The organism is Paratractidigestivibacter sp. (assembly GCF_963660155.1).
Classification (GTDB): domain Bacteria; phylum Actinomycetota; class Coriobacteriia; order Coriobacteriales; family Atopobiaceae; genus Paratractidigestivibacter.
On the sequence record NZ_CAVKWG010000028.1, the window covers coordinates 52,610 to 76,225 of the forward strand.

The window sequence follows — 23,616 nt, forward strand, 5'->3', positions numbered from 1 at the left end:
GCGCAAGTACCTGCGCGTTTGCAAATCCGCAGTACAGTAAGTTGTGAAGAAAAGATGGGCGGCCAAACCTCGTGGTTCGGTCGCCTTTTTCTTCGCCGAATTTAATCCCCCACGCAACCTGCAAAAGGGACAGTCCCTTCTGCAGGTTGCGTGGGGAGCCTGCAGAAGGGACTGTCCCTTTTGCAGGCCCTCGGGTTGTGGAACAAAAAAAGGGGTCGGACCCGCAGGTCCGACCCCTTGGCTAGGCTTATGCCGCGCCTTCAAGCAAGGAATAACCTACTTGAGGGTGACGGTGGCGCCGGCCTCCTCGAGCTGCTTCTTGGCGGCCTCGGCGTCGTCCTTCTTGGCGCCCTCGAGGATGGCCTTGGGGGCACCCTCGACGACCTCCTTGGCCTCCTTGAGGCCAAGGCTGGTCAGAGCACGGACAACCTTGATGACGGCAATCTTGTTGTCGCCGTAAGCCTCGAGGACGACGTCGAAGTTGGTCTTCTCCTCCTCGACGGGGGCGGCGCCGGCAGCGGGGGCAGCGGCGACGGCCACGGGGGCAGCGGCGGAGACGCCGAAGACGTCCTCCAGCTCGTGAACGAGCTCGGAAAGCTCGAGGGCGGGCATCTCCTTGAGGGTCTCGATGATCTCATCCTTGGTGACAGCCATGTCAATTCTCCTTTTGTAGGGGCGCCCGTCTTCTGTGTGGCGCCCGAATGCTTATGTTGTGCAGGTAGCGCTGGTGGCGTGGTGAAGCCGGCGAAGTTTACGCGGCTTGCTTCTGGTCGACGACGGCCTGGAGCGCAGTAACGAGTCCGCGGGCGGGACCAGCGCAAACCTGGGCGATGCCAGACAGGGGGCTCGCGATGACGTACACGAGCTGGGCCAGAAGCTCGTCGTGAGAGGGCAGGTCGGCGTAAGCCTTGGCCTCCTCGGCGGACAGAGCGGCACCATCGGCGATGGCGGCCACGAACTCCATCTTCTTGAGCTTCACGGACTGCTCCTTGATCACCTTAGCGGCGGCCACGGCGTCCTTCTCGTAGAAGACGTAGGCGCACGGACCGGCGAGGGACTCGCTGATATCGGGCAGACCAGCCTTCTCGAGACCAAGCTTGACGATGTTGTTCTTGTAGACCTTCATCTCGGCACCAACCTCGCGAAGAGCGCGGCGGACCTCCTGGGACTCCTTCACGGAGAGGCCAAGGTAGTTGATGACAAACACACCCTTGGAGTTCTCGATGGACTCGGAGACCTTGTCGAGCATAGAAACGTTTGCTTTGCAGGGCATTGATTACACCTCCTTGAATCTGCGGTCGGGCACGAGCCGCCGATTTGGGCGGGCCCTTTTCGCAGAAAAGAACCCCACCTGGCACAGCCAAAGCGGGGTTCTCGAAGATGCTATCTCTGAGACCACCTCGGCAGGCGGGTTATCCCCATTGAGCCTTGCGGCACCGGCTGTCTTTGGCAGCGGACGTGCTGATTTCACACAAGACGGGCGTCTTGTGCAATTGCTAATTCTTGCAATTGACAAGACGCCCGTCAAGCGCACTACAACTTCTTCAAAAAGAAGCTACGAGGTTACTTAGGCGAGGAAATCGCGGGTAACAGAGCCGTCGACCTTGACGCCAGGGCCCATGGTGGAAGAAACGGCCACGGACTTGACGTACTTGCCCTTGGCGGAAGCGGGCTTCACGCGAAGAATCTCGGTGTAGAGAGCAGCGTAGTTCTCGACGAGCTTCTCGACCTCGAAGGAAGCCTTGCCCACGGGAACGTGGCAGATGCCGTAACGGTCGGCGCGGTACTCGACGCGGCCAGCCTTGAGCTCGGAGACCATCTTGGCGACGTCCATGGTCACGGTGCCGAGCTTGGGGTTCGGCATGAGGCCACGGGGGCCGAGGATCTTGCCGATGCGGCCGACCTTGGCCATCATGTTCGGGGTGGCGATGGCGGCGTCGAAGTTGATCTCGCCGCTCTGAATCTGGGCCACGAGCTCATCGGAGCCCACGACGTCGGCGCCGGCCTCCTCGGCCTCACGGGCCTTCTCGCCCTCGGCGAAGACGGCGACGCGGACGGACTTGCCGGTGCCGTGGGGCAGTGAGATGGAACCGCGGACGTTCTGGTCGGCCTTACGGGTGTCGACGCCGAGGCGGATGGAAACCTCGACGGTCTCGTCGAACTTGGCGGTAGCGAGCTCCTTGACGAGCTCCATGGCCTCCTTGGGGGCGTAGAGCTTGGCGGAGTCTACCTTGGCGACGTTAGCGTTGTAGTTCTTACCGTGCTTAGGCATGTGAATACCTCCTGTGGTCAACGGGCATATGCCCTCCCACATCTTTTGCGGTTTCCCGCATCTACAGAAAACTGCGCCCTCCCCTAGCGCGAAGGGCGCGTAGAGCCAGATTTGTTACTCGGCGACGGTGACGCCCATGGAGCGAGCGGTGCCGGCAACGATCTTCTTGGCGGCCTCGATGTCGTTGGCGTTGAGGTCCGGCATCTTGATCTCGGCAATCTTGGTGAGCTGCTCCTGTGTAAGCTGGCCGACCTTGTCGCGCTGGGGAACGCCGGAGCCGCTCTTGAGGCCGAGCTCCTTGAGGATGAGCTTAGCCGCGGGAGGGGTCTTGGTGACGAAGTCGAAGGTCTTGTCCTCGTAGACGGTGATCTCGACCGGGATGATGTCGCCGGACTTGTCCTTGGTGGCGGCATTGAAAGCCTGGCAGAACTGCATGATGTTCACGCCGGCGGCGCCGAGGGCGGGGCCAACGGGAGGGGCCGGGTTAGCGGCGCCCGCGGGAATCTGGAGCTTGATGAACTTCGTGACCTGCTTGGCCATGAGAACCTCCTGAAGTAGCTACGTGTGAGAAGTGCCTGAAGTGCTATATTACGCCGCCCCGAGAAGCAATCCCTTGCGGGAACGGATGCGGACGGGATATCTAACCGATGGTCGCGATCTGGTCGAGGGTGAGCTCGACGGCGGTCTCGCGGCCGAAGATAGTGAGCATGACCTTGACCTTGCCGGACTCGGCCATGACCTCAGAAACCGTGCCGTCAAAGTCGGCGAGAGGCCCGGAGACGACCTTGATGGCCTGACCGACCTCGAGGTTGATGTTGGTGCGCTTGGGCGCGGGCTCAGAGGTGCGGGCAGAACGGTCGCCGGAGCGCCGCATAATCTTATCGAACTCGCTGCGACGAAGCGGGGTAGGCTTGCCGTCGAGGCCGACGAAGCCGGTCACGCCGGGGGTGTTGCGCACGACGGACCAGGTGTTGTCGTCCATCTCCATGCGAACGAGAACGTAAGACGGGAAGACCTTGTTCTCCTTGGTCTCGCGCTTGCCGCCCTCCTTGATCTCGGTGACCTCCTCGGTCGGAATCTTGATGTCGACGATCATATCCTCGAGGCCGTAGATATCGATGCGGTGCTCGAGGTCGCCCTTGACCTTGTTCTCATAACCCGAGTAGGTGTGAACAACGTACCAACGCTTAGCCATTGCTTAACCCCTCAGTCCGGTGTAGCCAACAAGGGCGGCAACGATACCGCTATCGACGAGCCAGATGACAAGACCGAAGACAACGAGCATGACGATGACTGCCACGGAATAATTCCTGAGCTCAGTCTTTGAGGGCCAAGTGACGCGACGCATCTCGGCCTTCACGTCGCCGAACCAGTTGCCGATGCGCTTGAAGAATCCGGGCTTCTTGTTCTTATCGGCTTTAACGACGGTCTTGGAGGCCTCGGCCTTCTTGGCCTCCTTGGAGTCGGCAGCGGGCGCAGAGGCCGCCCGGGCGGCCTCGACACGGGCGCGCTCTTCGGCGCGAGCCTTGCGGACACTCCTCTTTTGACGGTCCTTATTCGCCATGGGCGATCTCCCTAAATAGTGCTGTACATAGAAACCGGCTAACCCTTTCGGGAAAGCCGGCGGTGAAATCTGGCAGGCCAGGAAGGACTCGAACCCTCAACAAACGGTTTTGGAGACCGCCGCTCTACCATTGGAGCTACTGGCCTGTGAGTGAAGACCCACCGCTAAAGTTTAGCGGGTCTCCTTGTGGAGCGTGTGCTTACGGCACCAGCGGCAGTACTTCTTCAACTCCATGCGATCGGGGTTGTTAGCCTTGTTCTTATCCGTGGTGTAGTTGCGGCGCTTGCACTCAGTGCACGCAAGAGTAACCAGAGTACGCATGAATCCTCCTGAAACAGTTGCCACGCCGAACCTCTTATTCGGAGTGACGCGGTGGTACACATTACCGTAGTTGCATCCAAGGTGTCAAGAGGCTTGCGGAACTTGAGGTTGTTGCACAAAACCGCCACACAAACACGCAGCTACAGCAAATAGAAAACCCGACACCCAAACGGGTGCCGGGCAATCAAGCAGAGGTAAGGCTAAATCTACTCGATGATGGAGGTCACGCGACCATCGCCGACAGTGTGGCCACCCTCGCGGATAGCGAACTTGAGGCCCTGCTCCAGAGCAATCGGGTGGATAAGCTCGCAAGTGACGGTGACGTGGTCGCCAGGCATAGCCATCTCAACCTTGGTGCCGTTGGAGTCGGTAAGCTCCTGCACGTCGCCGGTGATGTCGGTGGTACGGAAGTAGAACTGCGGACGGTAACCAGCGAAGAACGGGGTGTGGCGGCCACCCTCCTCCTTGGTCAGAACATAAATCTCGCCGGTGAACTTGGTGTGCGGGGTAACCGAGCCGGGCTTGCAGAGAACCTGGCCACGCTCAATCTGCTCACGCTTGATGCCGCGGAGCAGGATGCCCACGTTATCACCAGCCTCGCAGAAGTCCATGGTCTTGCGGAACATCTCGATGCCGGTAGCAACGGAGGTCTGGGTCTCCTTGATACCGACGATCTCAACCTGGTCGTTGAGCTTGAGCTCGCCGCGCTCGACACGACCGGTGGCGACGGTGCCGCGGCCGGAGATGGTCATGACATCCTCGATGGCCATCAGGAACGGCTTCTCGTTGTCGCGAGCCGGGGTCGGGATGTAGGAGTCAACCTCGTGCATGAGCTCGGTGATCGCGTCGACCCACTTCTGCTCGCCATTGAGGGCGCCGAGGGCAGAGCCGCGGACGATCGGCAGATCGTCGCCGGGGAAGTCGTACTCGGAGAGGAGGTCACGGGTCTCCATCTCGACGAGGTCAATGAGCTCCTCGTCGTCGACCATGTCGCACTTGTTCAGGAAGACGATGATGTAGGGCACGCCGACCTGACGGGCGAGGAGGATGTGCTCGCGGGTCTGAGCCATGGGGCCGTCGGTGGCGGCAATGACCAGAATCGCGCCGTCCATCTGAGCAGCGCCGGAAATCATGTTCTTGATGTAGTCAGCGTGGCCCGGGCAGTCGACGTGAGCGTAGTGGCGCTCCCAGGTCTCGTACTCGATGTGAGCAACGTTGATGGTGATGCCGCGCTGACGCTCCTCGGGAGCCTTGTCGATGTTCTCGAAGGCGGTGTAGTCAGCCTTGCAGCCCTCGGTCTCGGAGAGGACCTTGGTGATAGCGGCGGTCGTGGTGGTCTTGCCGTGGTCGACGTGACCAATCGTACCGATGTTTACGTGGGGCTTAGAACGGTCGAACTTCTCCTTGGCCATTGCCATCCTCCTTTTGGAAGAACTAACTGCTAGATATGCTTAGCGGCGACCGAAGCCGCCGCCTAAAGCTCTGGTACCGGTGACTGGATTCGAACCAGTGACATCGCGGGTATGAGCCGCGTGCTCTAACCAGCTGAGCTACACCGGCATGGTGCCGAACATCTTGAAAATGGAGCCCGCGACCGGATTCGAACCGGTGACCTCTTCGTTACCAACGAAGTGCTCTACCGACTGAGCTACACGGGCATGGTGGGGATGCTAGGACTCGAACCTAGGAACCCAGAGGGAGCGGATTTACAGTCCGCCGCAGTTGCCGCTGTGCCACATCCCCATTCCGTTATCAAGAACTCGCCGGGAACAAACTCCCCTGCAAGCGAGAAAAGATAGTACGGCTCGACGAAAAACTTGTCAACGTATACCCCGTAGCCGGGCGTATCCTATCCTCAATTTCTGCACATTAGCAGGTAGCAACACATGTGAATAGGGCGGCCTGCGGTTTGGGGCCGTGCGGACAAAGGGACAGTCCTTTTTCTGCACGGCCCCATGACATAAAACGGGCCCCGAAGTCGTTTCTTCGGGGCCTAAAGGAAGGTTCTGGAGCCAGCAGTGGGAATCGAACCCACAACCGCCGGTTTACAAGGCCGGTGCGCTACCGTTGCGCCATGCTGGCAGGTGCTTGACCAGTATAGCCCATCTGCGAAAGAGCATTAGCGGCCCATGAGGCGCCAGAGTTTTTCTCGCTGCTCGGGCGACAGGCGGTCCTCCAGCGTCATGCGCTGGCGCTGGCGGCTCGCGTTCTCACGCGCGTACTCGACGGCCAGGCTGTTGACATCGAGGACGAGCGCGTCGCTCGAGATCTTGGTGACCGGAATTCCGCCTACGGTGGCGCGTATCACCGAGTCAGAGGTGACGACGGTAACGGCGCGCGGGGCCAGGCGCTCCTCGGTGACGAGGCGCTCGATGACGGTGTCAGCGCTCTCCCCCGTCTTTGAGAAGATAGTGCGCACGCCGCCCTTGCTGGTGTAGGGGCGCTCCGGCGAGACGTTGTTTGCCGCGTCGAAGACCACGATGGGCTCGAAGCGGCCCTTCGCGTAGGCCGCCACGTCGGATATGAGAAGCTCGCGGGCCTGCTCGAAGGGGTCTGAGACGCCTGAGCGGTCCATGCGCGCCATGTAGCGCTCGGACTTGAAGATGACGTTGTAGCCGTCGACCACGAGCAGGTCGAGGCGCTTCTTTGCAGCCGCCACGCCTAGGCCCCCTGGCTCACGCGGCGCAGCCACTCGTAGGCCATGACGGTCGTGGCCTGGGCGACATTCAAGGACTCGATGCGGCCGCGCTGGGGCAGCTTGGCCGCGAAATCGCACTTCTCGAGGACGAGGCGAGAGATACCCGAGCCCTCAGAGCCCATAACGAGCGCGAGGCGGCCGCCCATGGGCGCGCCCCAGACGTCGTCCTTTGCGTGCTCGGTAGACGCGCAGACCCAAAAACCCGCTTCCTTAAGGCGGTCGAGGGCGGAGGCGAGGTTGGGCACTTGGGCGATGGGCACGTGAAGAACGGCGCCCGTGGAGGTCTTGTACGCGCCCACGCCGACCTTGGCTGCGCGCGCGTTGGCAATGACGACGCCCGCCGCGCCCACGCACTCGGCCGTGCGCACGATGGCGCCAAAGTTACCCTCGTCCGTCACGTGGTCGAGCACGATGACGAGCGCATCGCCTGTGCCCGCGTTGTTGATGACGTCGCCCACGCTCGCGTACTCGAAGGGCTTCGCGCGCACGATGATGCCCTGGTGGGTGCCATGGCTCGACAACTGGTCCAAGCGGGTGCGCGGCACGTACTCGATGGCGACGCCGCGCTCCTCGAGTTTGGCGACGATGCGATCGAGCGCCGGGTCGGTCTGGCCCGCGCCGGCAGCCACAAGGGCGCTTTTGAGCGGCATGCCGGAGAAAAGAGCCTCCTCGGCCGCGCGACGGCCCTCGATAAGGTCTGAGCGCGCCGCGCCGGCGCCGCCGGCCGCCTTGCGAGAACGGGACTGAGAGCCGCCGCGGGCGTCTTGCTTGTCGCCGCGCCGTTGGGAGCGGCCGGCTTGTACACGCCCGGCTTGTGCGCGGCCGCCCTTGCCACGGCCGCCGGACGGCTTGCCGCCGCCCCGCGACCCTGCGTTTCTTTGCTGGTTGGGACCCTTGGCCATCGCTTACGCCTTCTTGTGCAGGCGGGCACCGGCGGCGGTGTCCTCGACGACGAGGCCGAGCGCCGTGATGCCGTCGCGGATGGCGTCGGCGCGGCCCCAGTCCTTGGCGGCGCGGGCCTCCTGGCGGGCGGCAAGAAGCGCCTCGGCGGCCTCGTCGGCCGAATCGCCCTCGTAGCCGGCGTTCTCGCGCGCGAGGTCAACGAGCTCGTGGGGCAGCTCATCGGCAGCGCTCGCCGAGAGGTCGACGCCGAGCACGTTGCAGAGCTCGCAGAGGGTATCGGCCGCGCGCAGGCACACGGCGCAGGCGTAGTGCTCGCCGGCGGCATCCAGATAGGTGTTCGCGGACGTGACCAGCGAGAAGATTGCGGCAAGGCCGCCCGCGGTGTTGAAGTCGTCGTCCATCTGGGCGCAGAACTCCTCGCGCGCGGCGTCGACGACGCGGCCGAACTCGCGGTCCGCTCCCTCGAGCTCGCCCGACGTGGGCTTTTGCCCCGCGGCCCAGCGCAGGTTGCGCACGCAGGCCTGCAGGCGCTCGAGAGTGCCCACGGTACCGTCCAGGCGCTCGAACGAGAAGTCGAGCGGCGCGCGGTACTGGGTCTGCAGCATGAGCAGGCGCACGGCGTCTGCGGGGTACTTGTCCAGGACCTCCTTCAGGGTGAAGAAGTTGCCGAGCGACTTTGACATCTTGTCGCCGTTGACGCGCAGCATGCCGGCGTGCATCCAGGTGTTGGCCAGGGCCTTGTCCCAGGCGCACATGGCCTGGGCGGTCTCGTTCTCGTGGTGCGGGAAGATGAGGTCGGCGCCGCCGCCGTGGATGTCGATGGGCGTGCCCAGATAGCGGTGAATCATGGCGCAGCACTCGGTGTGCCAACCGGGACGGCCCTCGCCCCAGGGAGAAGGCCAGCTGGGCTCGCCGGGCTTGGCGGCCTTCCAGAGCGCGAAGTCGAACGGGTCGCGCTTCTCGTCGTTGACCTCCACGCGCTCGCCGGCGCGCAGCTGGTCGAGGTCGCGGCCGGAAAGGATGCCGTAGCTGTGGTCGGAGCGCACGGAGAAGTACACGTCGCCGGAGGGCACCGGGTACGCGAAGCCCTTATCTATGAGGATCTGGATCATCTCCTGCATGGCCTCGATCTCGCGCGTTGCGCGCGGGCGGATATCGGGGTCCATGATGCCGAAGCGGTGCATCTGCTCGATGAAGGCCTGCGAGCACTCCTCGGCCACGTCGGCGGCGGTGCGGCCCTGCTCGTTTGCGCGGTTGATGATCTTGTCGTCCACGTCGGTGAGGTTCTGGGCAAAGGTGACCTGGTAGCCCTTGAACATGAGGTAGCGGCGGATGACGTCGAACGAGAGGAACGTGCGCGCATTGCCGATGTGGATCTGGTCGTAAACCGTAGGCCCGCAGACGTACATGCGGATCTTGCCCTCCTCGATGGGGACAAGCTCCTCCTTGCGGTGGGTCTGGCTGTTGTAGACGAGCATGCTGCGCTCCTCGTTTCTATCCAGGCGCCGTGTTTCGGCGCGCGTTGTGCCTATGGCAGTCTAGTCGTTCTTCTGGAGAAGGGCCACGGCCCAGGCCGCGATGCCCTCCTTGCGGCCGACGAAGCCGAGCTTCTCGGTGGTCGTGGCCTTGACGCCCACGCAATCGACGGGCACGCCCATGGCCTCGGCCATGTTGGCGCGCATCTGCTCGCGATAGGGCGCGAGCTTGGGCGCCTGGGCAGCCACGGTGCAGTCGCAGTCCACGATGGCATAGCCGCGCTCGCGCACGAGCTTTGCCACATGGCGCAGAAGCTCGATGGAGTCGGCGCCCTCGTAGGCGGGGTCGGTGTCCGGGAAGAGCTTGCCGATGTCGCCCTCGCGAAGCGCGCCCAGAAGCGCGTCCATAAGGGCGTGGACCAAAACGTCCGCGTCCGAATGGCCCAGAAGGCCGCGATCGGCAGGCACGTCGACCCCGCCGAGGATACATCGACGGCCGTCCGCGAAGGCGTGCACATCGAACCCGTGGCCGATCCTTAGCATCAGAATTCTTCCTTTCCGGATAGCATTCTGCCGCATCCCTCATCAACAAGGCGCTGCTCAAGCGTGGCGGCCGCCACAGCAAGGTCTTCGGGCAGGGTAACTTTGATGTTGTCTCGCGAGCACTCGACGCAGATGACGCGGCCGCCGTGGCGCTCCACGAGCGACGAGTCGTCGGTGCCTGCGAAGCCGTCCCAGAACGCGGCCTTGTACGCCGCGACGAGCTGCTTGGCGCGGAAAATCTGCGGGGTCTGAGCCGCCCAGTAGAACGAGCGGTTCGGCGTGGCGAGGATCTGGTTGCCCTCGACCAGCTTGAGCGTGTCGACGGAACGGTTCGCGCAGATGGCGCCCGCCAGCGTCGCGTCGGCGCGGACCGCGGCGCAGCAGCGCTCGATGGCCTCGACCTCGATGAGCGGGCGCGCCGAGTCGTGCACGGCGATGAGCCGAGCGTCGTCCGGCACCGCCGAGAGGCCCGAGAAAACCGAGTCCTGGCGCGTGGCGCCCGAGGGGGCGAACGCCACGGGCTTTGCCAGCGTGAGGTTGGCGAGCACGTCCTTCTCGATGAGCGCGACCTTGTCGGGCGCGCAGACGATGACGAGCGACGAGATGCTCGTCGCGTGGTCGAACGCCATGACGGACCAGCTCATGAGGGGCAGGCCGCAGAGCTCCACGAACTGCTTGCCGCGCGGGTCGCCGAAGCGCTCGCCTGTGCCGCCGGCGAGGATGACCGCGCAGGTATCCGCGCCGGACGCGGCCCCGCCCACACGGCGAGCCTCGGCGCAGGCGCACGTAGACGAGCCGCTCATTCGCTCTTGCCCCACATGCGGTGGAGGCTGTTGGCCAGCACGCCGGGGTTCTTGACGCCGATCTCGCCGAGGCGCGCGGGGTCGTCGTCGACGGCCTCAAGGACCTCCTGCAGCGAGCCGTACTCGTCGACCAGCTTGTCGGCCATGCCCTCGCGCACAACCGATACGCGGGAGAGCGTGCGCAGGCCAAGCGGCGTCATGATGGAGTCCTCGCCGCGCTCGTCGGTGTATCCGAGCAGCTTGGCGACGTATTTTGCGGAGCGGAGCTTGGCATTGTCGGCCTCGTGCAGGCGCGAGCGGATGGCGCGGGCGGCGTCCTCGGAGGAGTCGCTCGCGTAGTCGCGGATGAGCAGCGTGTAGGTCTCGTCCATGTTGCCCAGAAGCTCGCCGCGCTGCATCGCGACGGTGCGGCCCTCTCGCCCGAGCTGCAAGATACAGTCGGAGAGCTCGTTGTCGGCGGTCATGAGGGTCTCGAAAAGGTAGAAGACGTTCGTGACGTCGCCGAGCGTGACATAGTTGTCGAGCTCGAGGCTCGTCAGGCGCAGCAGGCTGCGGTCGAGCTGGCTGCGGGTGTTCTGCATGGCCGTGGTGAGCTGGTTGACCGATACCATGAGGCTCGAGACCGGCTTGAGCTCGAAGCCGGATCCGCCCACATAGACATTAATGACCTGTCGGCGCTCCGAGACCGAGATGACGGTCGCGCGGGTGAGCAGGCTCATGCGGGCGGCGGTGCGGTGGCGCGTGCCCGTCTCGGTCGTCGGCAGCGATGGGTCGGGGTTCAGGTGATAGTTCGCTCGAAGGATCTTGGTGAGGTCCTTGTCCATGACCACGGCGCCGTCCATCTTGCAGAGCTCGAAGAGGCGGTTCGCGGTAAAGGAAACGTCCAGTTTAAAGCCGTCGTCGCCGGCGGCCAGGACGTTTTCGGTGTCACCGAGGCAGATAAGGGCGCCCATGTGGCCCGCGATGATCATGTCGAGGGCGTGGCGTAGCGCGGTCCCGGGGGCCGTCTTGCGAATGGCGTCCTCCAATTTGGCCTGGCGGTCGTCATAGTTGAGCTCGAACAGAGCGTTATCCATTAGGTCCCTCCTTCGAAGGGCGGCCGGCTTCGGCGCCGGCGGCTGCGCGGTCTATCTGGGCGGCGTTGTAAAGAGGCGCCTCAGGGCAAGTATATGCCCCGAGGCGCCCGGTCGCCCGGTGAGGCGTTGGACGCCTCGCACGCGATGCTAAGCTCCCGACGAGGCGAGGCCGCTTCCGGACGCGGCCGAGCCGCGCGGCGCGGGCGTCGACGGGAGGTTGAAGTTCGGGCGGGCCATGCTCTCTCGCCTACGGGGCGCGGGGATGGGTCCGGCCTCCTTGTCGAAGACGAGCTTGCCCTCCTTGGCGCGCACCTTGACGATATCGCCGGCGGTCCAGCTGCCCTGCAGGAGTTCCTCGGAGAGCGGGTCCTCGACGAGCGTCTGGATGGCGCGGCGCAACGGGCGGGCGCCGTAGATGGGGTCGGCCCCCTCCCTGGCCACCAGGTCGCGCGCGGCGTCGGTGAGCTCGATGGACATGCCCTGCGCGATGAGGCGCTCGCGGAGCTCGGCCACCATGAGGTCGACGATGCCGCGGAGCTGCTCGTTGTTCAGGGATTTGAAGACGACAATCTCGTCCACGCGGTTGAGGAACTCGGGGCGGAAGAGCTTCTTGAGCTCGCTCATGACGCGGCTCGTAATCTCCTTGTCGGAGAGGCCGTTGTTGCCCAGCGCCGAGAAGCCCATGGTCGACGTCTGCGCGATGTCGCGTGCGCCGATGTTGGACGTCATGATAATCACCGTGTTGGAGAAGTCGACGTGGCGGCCCTGGCCGTCGGTGAGTCGGCCCTCGTCGAGGATCTGGAGCATCACGTTGAAAACGTCGGGGTGGGCCTTCTCGATCTCGTCGAAGAGAATGACGGAGTAGGGCCTGCGGCGGACGGCCTTGGTGAGCTCGCCGCCCTCGTCGTAGCCGACGTATCCCGGAGGGGCGCCGACCAGCTTGGAGACGGCGTGCTTCTCCATGAACTCGGACATGTCGAAGCTGATGAGCGCGTCCTCGCTGCCGAAGAGGAACTCGGCGAGCGACTTGGCGAGCTCGGTCTTGCCCACGCCCGAGGGACCCAGGAAGATGAACGAGCCGCCGGGACGGCGCGGGTCCTTGAGGGGGCTACGGGAGCGGCGAATGGCCTTCGCGACCTTGGTGACAGCCTCTTGCTGGCCAACGACGCGCTGGTGAAGCGCGTCTTCGCAACGCAGGAGCTTGGAGGCCTCGGCCTCGGTGAGGTTGGAGACGGGCACGCCGGTGATGCTGGAGACCACGTCGGCAATGTCGGCCTCGTTGACCTCGACGTCGTTCTCCTCGAGGCCTTGGCGCCACGCCGCCTCAAGCTCGTCGCGGCGGGCGACAAGCGCCTTCTCCTCGTCGCGCAGGCGCGCGGCGGCCTCGAACTCCTGGGCGTCTGCGGCCCGGGCCTTCTCGTCGCGGGTGCGGGCGAGCTCGGCGTCCACGTCGGCGATCTCAGGCGGCAGGACCATGCGGTGCACGCGGGTGCGCGCACCGGCCTCGTCCAGCACGTCGATAGCCTTGTCGGGCAGGAAGCGGTCCTGCACGTAGCGGCTCGAAAGGGTCACGGCCGCCTCGATGGCGGCGTCGGTGTAGTGGACGTGGTGGTGCTGCTCGTAGCGGCTCTTGAGCCCCTCGATGATGCGCAGCGTGTCCTCGGGCGACGGCTCGCCGATGTTCACCGGCTGAAAGCGGCGCTCGAAGGCGGAGTCCTTCTCGATGTGCTTGCGGTACTCCTCGGCGGTGGTGGCGCCGATAACCTGGATCTCGCCGCGCGACAGGGGCGGCTTGAGGATGGCCGCAGCGTCGATGGAGCCCTCGGCCGAGCCCGCGCCGATGACGGTGTGAATCTCGTCGATGAAGAGGATGTCGGTCTGGGACTCCTCGAGCTCGCGCACGACCTTCTTCATGCGCTCCTCGAACTCGCCGCGGTACTTCGAGCCGGCGACGAGGGAGGCCATGTCGAGCGTCCAGATTTGCTTGCCGCGCAGGATATCGGGCACGTTGCCCGAGGCGATGAGCTGCGCCAGGCCCTCGACGATGGCGGTCTTGCCGACGCCGGGGTCGCCAAGCACCAGCGGGTTGTTCTTCTGGCGGCGGGCAAGAACCTGCATGACACGCTCGATCTCGGCGTCGCGGCCGATGACGGGGTCGAGCTTGCCGTCGGCGGCGAGCTTAGTCAGGTTGCGGCCGTACTTCTCGAGCATGGAATCGTCGTCGGAGGCAGACGAGCTGCTCGCGGGGCCGCCCATGCCGATAAATACCTGGCCCATGCCGCCCTGGTTCTTCTGCTTGGGCTTGTCGCCGTCCTTCTCGATGAGCTCGTTGACGGCGTTGCGCACCGCATCGGCCGAGAGCCCCATGGCGCGCAGCGCGTCCATGGCCCGCCCGTTGCCCTCCGACACGATGCCGAGCAGCAGGTGCTCGGTGGCAATGAAGGTCTGGCCATGGGTCATGGTCTCGCGATAAGCGCTCTCGAGCACACGCTTGGCGCGCGGGGTAAACGGAATGTGGCCGCCGGGAACGGGCTCGGCCTCCTCCGTCGTGAGCCCGCGGATAGTGGCGAGCGTCTCGTCGTAGGTGACGTCGAGCTTGGCGAGCGCCTCGTAAGCAGTGCCCTCCTTCTCTTTTAGGAGGCCGAGCAGCATGTGCTCGGTACCCACGTACATCTGGCCGAGCGCGCGGGCTTCTTCCTGCGACAGGCTCATGACCCTGCGGGCCTTGTCGGTAAACTTCTCGAACATGAGGTGGTTCCTCTCGATAGGGGCAACCTTAAGTGTGTACCCGCTGGCAACGGATGGCAAACCGGCGACACGCGACGGCAACGCCCCGCCAGCGTGCGACCAGCGGTTTGGGGACAGTCCCCTTTCCGCAGCGGTTTGGGGACAGACTTCTTGGCAGCAGCCGGCCTAGCCCGCAATGTTGCCGAAGCCCTCGCCGAACGCCTCGTGGACCTCGGAAATAAAAACTATGGCCTCCGGGTCGGCCTCGGCCACGACCTCCTTGAGCAGCGGGACCTGGTTTCGGCCGAGCACGCAGAAGAGCACCGGGCGGTCGTTTCCGCTCCAGACGCCGCGAGCCCGCAGCTCGGTGCAGCCGCGGTTCAGGTCGTACATGATGGCGTTGGCAATGCGCGCGTGCTCGGTCGAGATGATGTAGGCGGCGCGCTCGGAGCGCGGGCCGTCGATCACGGCATCGATCACCTTGCCGCAGATGTACATAGCAACGGTCGCGTAAAGCGCGTTCTCGATGGAGAAGACCGGGGCCGAGACGGCGATGATGATGCCGTCGGCGACGATCATCGCGGTGCCTACGGGAACACCGAGCTTCTTTGCGGCGACCTGGGCCAAGATGTCGGTGCCGCCGGTATTGCCTCCGGTGCGAAATACCATGCCGAGGCCGAGGCCCGTGACTACGCCGCCCCACAGCGCACAGAGCAAAAGGTCGCCATTTACGAGCGTAGGCATATAAGGCGCAAACAGGTCCGTAAATAAACCGCAGGACACAATGCCGATAATGGTTCTTATAATGTATCCGCGGTTACCTGTCTTTATCACGAGCAGGAGCAACAGCGCGTTCATCACGATGGTTTGTATACCAACGGGCAGATAAACGCCCGCCGCCTTGGCGAGGGCATATAACACCGTGGCGAGACCCGTGACGCCGCCGGCCGCGAGGCCGTTCGGCACCTCAAAGCAGTCGACACCAACGGCAAAAATCGCTGAGCCGCAAATGATGAGGACAAGGTCGCGCAGTCGGATGCGCCAGAGATCCGCGTTCATGCCGGCCTACTGCTCATCCTCGCCACCGGTAACCCAGCGGTGATAGCCCACAACGAACTTATCGAGGTCACCGTCGTCGAGCACGGACTCGACGTTGCCCGTCTCGACGCCCGTGCGCAGGTCCTTGACCAGCTGATACGGGTAAAGGACGTAGCTGCGAATCTGATTGCCGAAGCCGATTGCGCGCTTGGGCCCGCGCAGCTCATCCAGCTCCGCGGCACGGCGCTCGAGCTCCTGCTCGTACAGGCGGCTGCGGAGGATTTTCATGGCAAAGGCCTTATTCTGGAGCTGACTTCGCTCGTTTTGGCAGGTCACAACCGTGCCTGTGGGCAGGTGCGTGATGCGGACGGCGGAGTCGGTGGTGTTCACCCCCTGGCCACCGTGACCCGTGGCGTGGTACACGTCAATGCGTAGGTCCTTAGGGTCGATCTCGACCTCGACGTCATCGGGCAGGACCGGTAGCACCTCGACGCCGGCGAAGGTGGTCTGACGGCGCTTCTGCGCGTCGGTCGGCGAGATGCGCACCAGACGGTGAACGCCGCCCTCGGCGCGCAGCATGCCGTAGGCGTTCTTGCCGTGCACGGTAAAGGTCGCGCGATCGATGCCGATGACCTCCCCCGCGGGGCAATCGTTGACGTCGACCGTCCAGCCGCGGCGGTCGCAGTAGCGCAGGTACATGCGAAAAAGCATCTCGCACCAGTCCTGGGCCTCAAGGCCGCCCTGGCCGGGCGTCACGGTAACGATGGCGTCGCCGTGGTCGAGGTCGTCGGTGAACCAGCTGGAAAGCTCGAGCTCCGCGAGGTCGTCCTCGAGCGCGGCGACGGTGGCGGCGGCCTCGGCAAGAAGGTCCTCGTCACCCATTTCCTGGCCGAGCTCGAGCGCCGCGGCCGCGTCGTCGAGCTTAGCTGTAGCCGCGTCAATAGCGGCGACGTCGGATTTGGCGGCAGAAAGCTGGGCCATGACCTCGCGCGCGACGTCGGCGTCGCTCCACAGCGACGGGTCGGCGCTCTGCTCCTCGAGGCGCTTTACGTCAACGCGGCGCTCATCGATGTGGAGATATCCCTCCACCTCGGCGAGACGCGCGCGCAGACCATCGATTGTCTCCTGAGAGATATCGGCCATTCAGTTTTACCGGTTCGCGCCGTGGCAGTTCTTGAACTTTTTGCCGCTGCCGCAGGGGCACGGGTCGTTGCGGCCCACGTTCACGTACGGGTCGGGGTCGTCAACCTTGCGGTAGGTCGACGCGGTGGGCATTGGGCTCGCGCTGCGGTTCTCGGGCACGGCGTTGGCAACCACGCGGCCGGCCTGGCCCGTGCCAAGAGAAGCGCCGACGCCCTTGTCGGCATCAGCCTCGGACGGGCCGGAGAAAGTGGCGCCGCGCAGCTCCTCGGGCTCGTCGGCGGACACCGCAGGGGCAGCGTTGCGAACGGGCTTGGCCACGACGTCGATGCGCAGGATGGTGCGCAGATAGTCCTCGTACATGGTGTTGACCAGCTCGGTGAAGGCGGCGTAGGCCTCGCCCTTGTACTCCACCAGCGGGTCGCGCTGGCCGAAGCCACGCAGGCCGATGCCGGTCTTGAGGTAGTCCATCTCCTGGAGGTAGGACATCCAACGCGTGTCGATAACGCGCAGCATGACCTGGGCGGAGAGGGTCTGCATGATCTCGGCGCCGATGCGCTCGGACTTGTCGGCGAAAGCCTTGTCAACGAACGCGTCGACAGCATCGGCCACATCGCCCTGCTCGTCGTCATCGCCGATCTTAGGCGCCTCCTTGGAGCCAGTGAGCTCCTCAAGCCACTTCTGGAGACCCTCGACGTCCCAATCCTCGTGCGCCTTGCCCTCGGGGCAGTAGTCGGCCACGACACGCTGGACGGTGTCGAAGGTGACCTCGTCGATGTGCTCGTTCAGGTCCTTGCCGTCGAGGATTTTGTTGCGCTCCTCGTAGATGACCTGGCGCTGCTTGTTCATGACGTTGTCGTAGTCGAGGACGTTCTTACGCATGGCGAAGTTGACTTCCTCGACCTTGCGCTGGGCGCCCTCGACGGCCTTGGTGACCATCTTCGCCTGGATGGGCATGTCGTCGGGCATCTCGGCCTTCTTCATCATGGCGCTGATGCGGTCCATCTTGTCGCCGCCGAACAGGCGCATGAGGTCATCCTCGAGCGAGAGGTAGAACTGGGTCTCGCCGGGGTCGCCCTGACGGCCAGAACGGCCGCGGAGCTGGTTGTCGATACGGCGGGACTCGTGGCGCTCGGTGCCGATGACGCACAGGCCGCCGGCATCGATGACGTGCTGTTTCTCCTCGGCGCAGCGCTCGCGGGCGCGCTCGAGGGCGGCGATGTAGGCCTCCTTGACCTCCTCGATCGACTCGGGCTCGAACTTCTCGCCAAGAATCTTGGAGAGGCTCTCGGGGGTGATCTTGGTGGGGTCGTTGGATTGGAGCACCTGCTCCATCACGTTGGCGTCGAGCTTGAAGCCCTGGCGACGGACCTCCTCGCGGGCGAGCTCCTCGGGGTTGCCGCCCAGCAGGATATCGGTACCACGGCCGGCCATGTTGGTGGCGATGGTGACGGTGCCCTCGCGACCTGCCTGGGCCACGATCTGAGCCTCGCGCTCGTGGAACTTTGCGTTGAGCACATTGTGCTCGATGCCGCGCTTCTTCAGGATGCGGGAGAGCTTCTCAGAGTTCTCGATGGAGACGGTGCCCACGAGGCAGGGCTGTCCGTTGGCGTGGCGCTCGGCCACGTCGGCGGCGACGGCCTCGAACTTGGCGTCGATGGTGCGGTACACCAGGTCGTCGTTGTCCTTGCGGATAATCGGCTTGTTGGGAGGGATGACCTGTACGGGGATGTGGTAAACCTCGCGGAACTCGGCATCCTCGGTCATGGCGGTGCCCGTCATGCCGGAGAGCTTGTCGTACATGAGGAAATAGTTCTGCAGGGTAATGGTGGCGAGCGTCTGGTTCTCCTCGCGAACGATGGCGCCTTCCTTGGCCTCGATGGCCTGGTGCAGGCCCTCGGAGTAGCGCCTGCCCTCCATGATGCGGCCGGTGAACTCGTCGACGATCTTGACCTCGCCGTCGACCACGACGTACTGCTGGTCGCGGTGGAACATGTACTGGGCCTTGAGCGCCTGCTGCAGGTGGTTGACGAGCTGGCCCGACACGTCAGCGTAGATGTCCTCGATGCCCAGGGCGGCCTCGATCTTCTGCAGGCCCTCGTCGGTGGTCATGATGGTGTGCTTAGCCTCGTCCATCTCGAAGTCCACGTCGGCGGTGAGGCCGCGGACCGCGCGGGCGAAGTCCTTGTAGGTGGTGGCGGACTTGGTGCCGGCGCCGGAGATGATGAGCGGCGTCCTGGCCTCGTCGATCAAGATGGAGTCGGCCTCGTCGACGATGGCGAAGTGGTGGCCGCGCTGAACGCGCATGTTGGCGCGGGTGACCATGTTGTCGCGCAGGTAGTCGAAGCCGAACTCGGAGTTCGTGCCGTAGGTGACGTCGGCGTCGTAGGCCGGCTTCTTCATGTTGAGCTTCATACCGTTCTGAATAAGGCCGACGCTCATACCAAGGAACTTGTAGATGCGGCCCATGGACTCGGAGTCGCGCTTGGCCAGGTAGTCGTTGACGGTGACGATGTGGACGCCCTCGCCCGGGATGGCGTTGAGGTAGCCGGCGAGCGTGGAGACGAGCGTCTTGCCTTCGCCGGTCTTCATCTCGGCGATGGTGCCGCGGTGAAGGGCGATGCCGCCGATGATCTGCACGTCGAAGTGACGCAGGCCGGTGACGCGCACCGAGGCCTCGCGGACCGTGGCGAACGCCTCGGGAAGCAGATCGTCGAGGCTCTCCCCGTTCGCGTAGCGCTCGCGGAAGATGGCCGTCTGGCCAGCGAGCTCGTCGTCGCTCATCTTATGGAAGCGAGATTCGAGGTCGTTGACCTTATTGGTGATCTTGCGATACTCCTTGAGATCCTTATCTGCTCCCATCGAGAGCAGCTTGGAGAGGAACTTCGGCATGTTGAACTCCTATGATTGCAAGCGCCTTCTCGCCAATTCGAGAATCCCGCTAATTATCCAGGCTTTTCACTTTACTAACAGTCGCAAGGCTTTTCCGCCACATCATCCCTCTTAGCAAAACAAACACTCGCTCAAGGGCTAACTTGCTCCGCCCAGAGCCGCGCTCGGCGTGTCCTGAGACCGTAGGATCGTCCCCAGAGGCTCGATGAGCGACGCCTGAAGCTGCGCGGAGGGCACGCGTCCCGTCTTCGTTTCGAGCCTGCGCGCGAATCGCCGGTACCGGCGGACCGCCTCGTCCGACCTTCCGCTGCGGCGCAAGGCGCGGACGAGCAGCGTCATCGCGTCCTCCCGCAAATCGTCAATATACAGGGCGTCATTGGCGAACCTTGCCGCCAAGCGCTTCTTGTCCAGCCTTAAAGCGGCCTCGCCGCCCGCGATCATCGCGTCGGCGTACAGCTGCTTGAGCTGCTCCCTGCGGGTTGCGAGATAGCCGGACTGGTCCTCGGACAAGATGCAGAGGTCCCCTGCATACAGGCCCTCTGCCTTGAGCGCCGAGTCGCAGATGCGCGCATCGCCGTTGCCCTCAATAGCCGCGTTGGCGTGACAAATGAACTCGTCGACGTCACAGGTCACGGCATCGTTTGTGAGGCCGACCGACTTCGTCGCCTTGTTCGATGAGAAAAGGTCCCCGGTAAACCCATGCTTAAGCAGCGCTTTTCTTGCCGCAGAGGTTGCTGAGTACACCTTTTGGCGCGCTTTTCTCTCGTCGCTAACCTCGGGCCAGAGCTGTAGCGCTATACGCTCCCGGCTCGCCATATGCCCCGGCTGCAACGCCAAGAACTCCAGTAACGGCTTCGCGTCGCGGACACCCAGGTACCAATCGGAGACTTTCTTGCCGTCGATGGCCAGCCCAAACTCGCCGAACAGCGTCAGTCTGATTCCGCGCCCGCCCGGAGCGAAACCTCGCAGCTCGCGACCCGTGCCGTCCGGGCCGCCCATAAGTTTTACGGGGTTCAAGCTGTTCTTTCTCGCCACGTCAAGGGCACGGCGCCACTCGACCGGCACCTGGTCCTCAAGCGCCCTCGAGAACTCCCCCATCCCGTCGCAAAGGGCGACAACGAGCCACAGGTCATCGACGGGGACCGGCCTCACCCTGGCGTCCAGGGGCACCGCGCCGCTCTTCATGTCGTGGGTAAGCTCGCCCACGACCTCCGAGATGGAGCCGACCCCGTCGTTCTCGCCGAGCGCATAGAGCCCCGCGCTCTCCCCCATCTGAAAGTGCGCCACTTGGTTCAACACGTCGCCCACGCGCGCCGCGTATGGCCACGACACGTCTCTGCAGGCGCTTCTTGACGCGCCGGCGGCCGCCAGCACGTACGCACTCGGCCTCCTTCTTAGGAGCCCAAAGACCTCGGACACATGCGACAGCGCCTTTACCAGCAAGTCCCCTGATTTCGCCGCCTTCGAGCGCACCAAGGCGGCTGTGCCGGACGGCGAGGAGCACAAGGCCTCAATCACCAGCTCCAAGGCCCACACATACCCTAGCAACCCGTAGTAGCCGCGCGACGAAAGGTACTGACGGCACTTGTCGAGCTGCGACCTGTCGTCCCAAGACACCCCACAGGCAAAGATCTGCGCCACCGCAAAGTCGACCTGCAGAAGGCAGTCGGTCACGGTCGTCGGCGCCTCAGCCGAGAACACGGGGGCAAGCAGCTCGAGTGCCCTCCCAAAGCGGCCCGCCACCAGAGCATTCATTGCCTCGCCATGCACCTCAAGGCGCGTCTTGAGCAATGAGCACCCGGCCCCGATCACCATGCTTTGGTTCTTTGTGGACCTTAGGCACTCGCGCAAGCCGATGAGCCCCAGGCAAAGCGATGTCTTCTCGTCCGCCATCGGATAGAAGCACGCGATTGAGCCGCACCCAAAATCCGCGCCCACGCGCTCGGAACCAAGCGCCAAAACCATGCGGTCAATCAGCTGAACGCGCTCGTCGTCAGCAGATTTTGCCTGCTTCAGCGGGGTGATGACGCTGGCAACGAGGCGCATGTGGCCAGCGTCCACAAGCTCCGGCGCCCACTCGAGCACGATCTCCGCGGCCGTCATCTCGGAAGCAAAACGAAGCAGCGCAGCCATGCGGTCCATCTCGCCATGAACCCCGAGAGCTGACAAACACTCCCTCAGCAATGGCTGCTGGCCCGCGATCAGAACCGAGAACGCAGGCAGCTCGCTATTGAGCCATTGGTGAGAATGCATGGTCAAACACGAGAACGAGCAGGTATCCGTACTAACACCGTAAAACGGCGCCCAAAGCGAGAGATCGTACAAAAATTCCTGCGCACCGTCTCCAAGCACAGCTTCAAGCTCGGCGAACGTCCCTTGCCCCAGAAGCGCGATCGCAAGGCGCAGCCTCAGCTCATCCTCGCACAGCGTGTTCCGAAGCCCCGATTCAAGCAGCTTGCCAAGCCCGTCCCAGTACGAAAGTGGCAGCGAGGCGGGGCTGAAGTCTCCTTTGTACGAAGCGAGCGAGTGGGCAAGCACCGGGATGCCCCGCGTCAGGCCCTCACCACTCTTAACGAAGCCCGACCCATCGCGGGCAATAGACGAGACGTCGCACAAATCGTCCGCCGTTAAAAGCAAAGCCGACGGCAGCTCTTCGATAATCTGGCGTGCCTCGGGAAGCATCGTGACGATAACGAGGCAGTTTGTCTTAATAAGCCGCTCAATCGCCTTAGAGAGCCGCTCGACCTCGACCTCGTCGCAGGGCGGCAGCAGGTTGATGCTCACGACTGCAAGGTCCTCCTCATTGATTGTCTTTGAGCAGACGTCGCGAGCAAGGCGGATCAGTGAGTCGCAGGCGGTCATGGGTACCGAATCGCTGAAATCGCGGCTGTGATAGCGGTAGCCCATTCGCTCAGCCTGGATCCCCACCGAGCGCAGCGTAGCCGCCGTGCAATACCCGGGCTCGCAGCAAACGACCACAAGACGATGCTTGCGAACCAGGTCGAGCAGAATCATCGACCTCAAGCCATCGGTCGCGTCGGAATCAAACAAAGCCGCCGGCTTATAGGAAGTGTCCTTATGCATATAAATCCGCTGATCCATGACGCTCTCCTCAGGTTGAATCCGCCGCGCGCACAAAACGGCCCAGTGACGTATAGGAGAGAAATTAGCACCGAGACATACAGGTCTAGCATCAAAAGAGGGTGAATGGTTTATATCTCGTAGAAAGAATTCTGTAAGAATTCGGTAAGATTCGACAAAACCCGCGCTCAGATGGGCTTCACATTTGTAAAGCCGGGGGTACATTTAGCAATTTGCTAAAACCACTCACCGAATAATTTCAGTTCTATTCAAGGTTGTTTTGTGAGCCCCGACCATGTCGGAAATGACGCTCCTATGGTTGTCAATCTTGAACTACGCCTTTCTCCAATTCGTCCAGAAGGGCCTCGTAATCGCCCCTCGTCTTCAGATACTTTGCCCTCTCGGTCTCTATGCTGCTTACGGTTTCCGCCCGGATCCCCGGCCCGTCGGCGATATCGCGCCGCAGCAGGCCGGCGCGCCTCCTCCTGGCCGCAAGCCCGGCGCCGGCGGCGCGCCTTGTCGCGGCCGGCGGCATCAGGCCCCGGTACACCTCCCTCGCCACGCGCCCCTTCAAGCGCCGCATCGCCCCCCGCCTGCCCTTGCCCTCGGGGACCCGCCCGGCGACGTGCCCCGGGGCCCTCTCGTCGCCGCGCATCCCGCCGATCGCGATGCTGCGCGGCGCTCGGTTCGCCCGACGGTCGCCGCCCCTGTTTAGCCTATGCCCGACCGTCTTGCCGCCGGACGCCTCCACGGGGCTCGCGCCGCAAAGCATCGCGAACGAGGCCTCGGGGCGCGCCCGCTCGGGGTCGTCGCCCGCGGCCAAGCCGGGTTCGACGGCGCTCAGGTGCCCGCGCCCGTCAATCTCGGGCATGGCGGGCGCCTTTTCCCGGACTACGCGCTCTATATGGGATTCGAGCCCCCCGGCCCTGGTCTCGGCTTCGGGCCGTGCCGCGGCGAGCGTGGACGGCGACAGCATGGGCGCGTCGGCGGCGGCGTCGCCCGCGGCGGGCCCCTTGCGCTTCAGCGCGCTCATGGGCTTTTTGCCGCCGAGTCCCGAGTATTTGCTCCGGATCGGTTCCGGGG

The 23,616-nt window shown here is 63.9% G+C and carries 20 protein-coding genes, 5 tRNA genes and 1 other annotated feature; all 25 genes read right to left on the reverse strand.

All coding sequences use genetic code 11. From position 1 onward, the window contains the following. Positions 1-276 precede the first annotated feature (276 nt). A complete protein-coding gene (rplL, locus tag U5709_RS04955; RefSeq protein ID WP_321971716.1) occupies positions 277-654 on the reverse strand; it encodes a 50S ribosomal protein L7/L12 in 378 nt (125 codons plus the stop codon). A gap of 97 nt (positions 655-751) precedes the next feature. Next, positions 752-1,273: a 50S ribosomal protein L10 gene (rplJ, locus tag U5709_RS04960; RefSeq protein WP_321971717.1), complete on the reverse strand. Its 522-nt coding sequence runs from the start codon at positions 1,271-1,273 to the stop codon at positions 752-754. 57 nt (positions 1,274-1,330) lie between these two features. Then, positions 1,331-1,468, reverse strand: a sequence feature (ribosomal protein L10 leader region). Positions 1,469-1,567: 99 nt separating this feature from the next. After that, positions 1,568-2,272 (reverse strand): 50S ribosomal protein L1, encoded by a 705-nt coding sequence (rplA, locus tag U5709_RS04965; RefSeq protein ID WP_321971718.1) that lies wholly within the window; start codon positions 2,270-2,272, stop codon positions 1,568-1,570. A 114-nt stretch (positions 2,273-2,386) separates the two neighbouring features. Further along, positions 2,387-2,812: a 50S ribosomal protein L11 gene (rplK, locus tag U5709_RS04970; protein WP_321971719.1), complete on the reverse strand. Its 426-nt coding sequence runs from the start codon at positions 2,810-2,812 to the stop codon at positions 2,387-2,389. Between the two features lie 100 nt (positions 2,813-2,912). Continuing rightward, positions 2,913-3,467, reverse strand: coding sequence for a transcription termination/antitermination protein NusG (nusG, locus tag U5709_RS04975; protein WP_321971720.1), 555 nt, complete (start codon positions 3,465-3,467; stop codon positions 2,913-2,915). Between the two features lie 3 nt (positions 3,468-3,470). Further along, a complete protein-coding gene (gene secE, locus U5709_RS04980) occupies positions 3,471-3,836 on the reverse strand; it encodes a preprotein translocase subunit SecE (protein WP_321971721.1) in 366 nt (121 codons plus the stop codon). Between the two features lie 70 nt (positions 3,837-3,906). Further along, positions 3,907-3,982 (reverse strand) — tRNA-Trp (locus U5709_RS04985). Between the two features lie 25 nt (positions 3,983-4,007). Next, on the reverse strand, positions 4,008-4,157 hold the full coding sequence (rpmG, locus tag U5709_RS04990) for a 50S ribosomal protein L33 (RefSeq protein ID WP_321971722.1): 150 nt from the start codon (positions 4,155-4,157) through the stop codon (positions 4,008-4,010). A 206-nt stretch (positions 4,158-4,363) separates the two neighbouring features. Further along, on the reverse strand, positions 4,364-5,569 hold the full coding sequence (gene tuf / locus U5709_RS04995) for an elongation factor Tu (protein WP_321971723.1): 1,206 nt from the start codon (positions 5,567-5,569) through the stop codon (positions 4,364-4,366). 71 nt (positions 5,570-5,640) lie between these two features. Further along, a tRNA-Met gene (locus U5709_RS05000) sits at positions 5,641-5,717 on the reverse strand. Positions 5,718-5,739: 22 nt separating this feature from the next. After that, positions 5,740-5,815, reverse strand: a tRNA-Thr gene (locus U5709_RS05005). A 1-nt stretch (position 5,816) separates the two neighbouring features. Then, positions 5,817-5,900: transfer RNA gene (locus tag U5709_RS05010), tRNA-Tyr, on the reverse strand. A 264-nt stretch (positions 5,901-6,164) separates the two neighbouring features. Further along, positions 6,165-6,239: transfer RNA gene (locus U5709_RS05015), tRNA-Thr, on the reverse strand. A gap of 37 nt (positions 6,240-6,276) precedes the next feature. Beyond that, positions 6,277-6,816, reverse strand: coding sequence for an NYN domain-containing protein (locus U5709_RS05020; protein WP_321972925.1), 540 nt, complete (start codon positions 6,814-6,816; stop codon positions 6,277-6,279). 2 nt (positions 6,817-6,818) lie between these two features. Then, entirely contained in the window at positions 6,819-7,757 is a 939-nt protein-coding gene (gene rlmB, locus U5709_RS05025) for a 23S rRNA (guanosine(2251)-2'-O)-methyltransferase RlmB (protein WP_321971725.1), read from the reverse strand. Between the two features lie 3 nt (positions 7,758-7,760). Then, complete coding sequence (cysS, locus tag U5709_RS05030) at positions 7,761-9,236, reverse strand: cysteine--tRNA ligase (protein WP_321971726.1); 1,476 nt, start codon at positions 9,234-9,236, stop codon at positions 7,761-7,763. A gap of 60 nt (positions 9,237-9,296) precedes the next feature. Then, entirely contained in the window at positions 9,297-9,776 is a 480-nt protein-coding gene (gene ispF / locus U5709_RS05035; protein ID WP_321971727.1) for a 2-C-methyl-D-erythritol 2,4-cyclodiphosphate synthase, read from the reverse strand. Further along, positions 9,776-10,579: a 2-C-methyl-D-erythritol 4-phosphate cytidylyltransferase gene (gene ispD, locus U5709_RS05040; protein ID WP_321971728.1), complete on the reverse strand. Its 804-nt coding sequence runs from the start codon at positions 10,577-10,579 to the stop codon at positions 9,776-9,778. Before ispD ends, ispF begins: the two co-directional genes overlap by 1 nt. Further along, positions 10,576-11,655 carry a DNA integrity scanning diadenylate cyclase DisA gene (gene disA, locus U5709_RS05045; RefSeq protein WP_321971729.1) on the reverse strand — a complete coding sequence of 360 codons (1,080 nt, stop codon included), beginning with the start codon at positions 11,653-11,655 and terminating at the stop codon, positions 10,576-10,578. Before disA ends, ispD begins: the two co-directional genes overlap by 4 nt. A gap of 147 nt (positions 11,656-11,802) precedes the next feature. After that, the gene (locus tag U5709_RS05050) at positions 11,803-14,403 is read right to left on the reverse strand and encodes an ATP-dependent Clp protease ATP-binding subunit (RefSeq protein ID WP_321972926.1); all 2,601 of its coding nucleotides are present in this window, start codon (positions 14,401-14,403) and stop codon (positions 11,803-11,805) included. Between the two features lie 165 nt (positions 14,404-14,568). After that, positions 14,569-15,441 carry a YitT family protein gene (locus U5709_RS05055; RefSeq protein ID WP_321971731.1) on the reverse strand — a complete coding sequence of 291 codons (873 nt, stop codon included), beginning with the start codon at positions 15,439-15,441 and terminating at the stop codon, positions 14,569-14,571. Positions 15,442-15,447: 6 nt separating this feature from the next. Beyond that, positions 15,448-16,563 carry a peptide chain release factor 2 gene (gene prfB / locus U5709_RS05060; RefSeq protein WP_321971732.1) on the reverse strand — a complete coding sequence of 372 codons (1,116 nt, stop codon included), beginning with the start codon at positions 16,561-16,563 and terminating at the stop codon, positions 15,448-15,450. Between the two features lie 6 nt (positions 16,564-16,569). Beyond that, a complete protein-coding gene (gene secA, locus U5709_RS05065) occupies positions 16,570-19,452 on the reverse strand; it encodes a preprotein translocase subunit SecA (protein WP_321971733.1) in 2,883 nt (960 codons plus the stop codon). A gap of 138 nt (positions 19,453-19,590) precedes the next feature. Further along, a complete protein-coding gene (locus U5709_RS05070; protein ID WP_321972927.1) occupies positions 19,591-22,590 on the reverse strand; it encodes an AfsR/SARP family transcriptional regulator in 3,000 nt (999 codons plus the stop codon). Between the two features lie 265 nt (positions 22,591-22,855). Next, the coding region (locus tag U5709_RS10665; protein ID WP_415913449.1) for a transposase at positions 22,856-23,616 on the reverse strand (761 nt) is incomplete at its 5' end.

Bases quoted from the DNA above. Each gene is read 5' to 3' on its own strand.
- rplK (WP_321971719.1), bottom strand. From the start codon at position 2,812: ATGGCCAAGCAGGTCACGAAGTTCATCAAGCTCCAGATTCCCGCGGGC.
- rplA (WP_321971718.1), bottom strand. From the start codon at position 2,272: ATGCCTAAGCACGGTAAGAACTACAACGCTAACGTCGCCAAGGTAGAC.
- tuf (WP_321971723.1), bottom strand. From the start codon at position 5,569: ATGGCCAAGGAGAAGTTCGACCGTTCTAAGCCCCACGTAAACATCGGT.
- secE (WP_321971721.1), bottom strand. From the start codon at position 3,836: ATGGCGAATAAGGACCGTCAAAAGAGGAGTGTCCGCAAGGCTCGCGCC.
- ispD (WP_321971728.1), bottom strand. From the start codon at position 10,579: ATGAGCGGCTCGTCTACGTGCGCCTGCGCCGAGGCTCGCCGTGTGGGC.
- U5709_RS05050 (WP_321972926.1), bottom strand. From the start codon at position 14,403: ATGTTCGAGAAGTTTACCGACAAGGCCCGCAGGGTCATGAGCCTGTCG.
- rpmG (WP_321971722.1), bottom strand. From the start codon at position 4,157: ATGCGTACTCTGGTTACTCTTGCGTGCACTGAGTGCAAGCGCCGCAAC.
- ispF (WP_321971727.1), bottom strand. From the start codon at position 9,776: ATGCTAAGGATCGGCCACGGGTTCGATGTGCACGCCTTCGCGGACGGC.
- nusG (WP_321971720.1), bottom strand. From the start codon at position 3,467: ATGGCTAAGCGTTGGTACGTTGTTCACACCTACTCGGGTTATGAGAAC.
- U5709_RS05055 (WP_321971731.1), bottom strand. From the start codon at position 15,441: ATGAACGCGGATCTCTGGCGCATCCGACTGCGCGACCTTGTCCTCATC.
- secA (WP_321971733.1), bottom strand. From the start codon at position 19,452: ATGCCGAAGTTCCTCTCCAAGCTGCTCTCGATGGGAGCAGATAAGGAT.
- cysS (WP_321971726.1), bottom strand. From the start codon at position 9,236: ATGCTCGTCTACAACAGCCAGACCCACCGCAAGGAGGAGCTTGTCCCC.
- prfB (WP_321971732.1), bottom strand. From the start codon at position 16,563: ATGGCCGATATCTCTCAGGAGACAATCGATGGTCTGCGCGCGCGTCTC.
- rplL (WP_321971716.1), bottom strand. From the start codon at position 654: ATGGCTGTCACCAAGGATGAGATCATCGAGACCCTCAAGGAGATGCCC.
- rplJ (WP_321971717.1), bottom strand. From the start codon at position 1,273: ATGCCCTGCAAAGCAAACGTTTCTATGCTCGACAAGGTCTCCGAGTCC.
- disA (WP_321971729.1), bottom strand. From the start codon at position 11,655: ATGGATAACGCTCTGTTCGAGCTCAACTATGACGACCGCCAGGCCAAA.
- rlmB (WP_321971725.1), bottom strand. From the start codon at position 7,757: ATGGCCAAGGGTCCCAACCAGCAAAGAAACGCAGGGTCGCGGGGCGGC.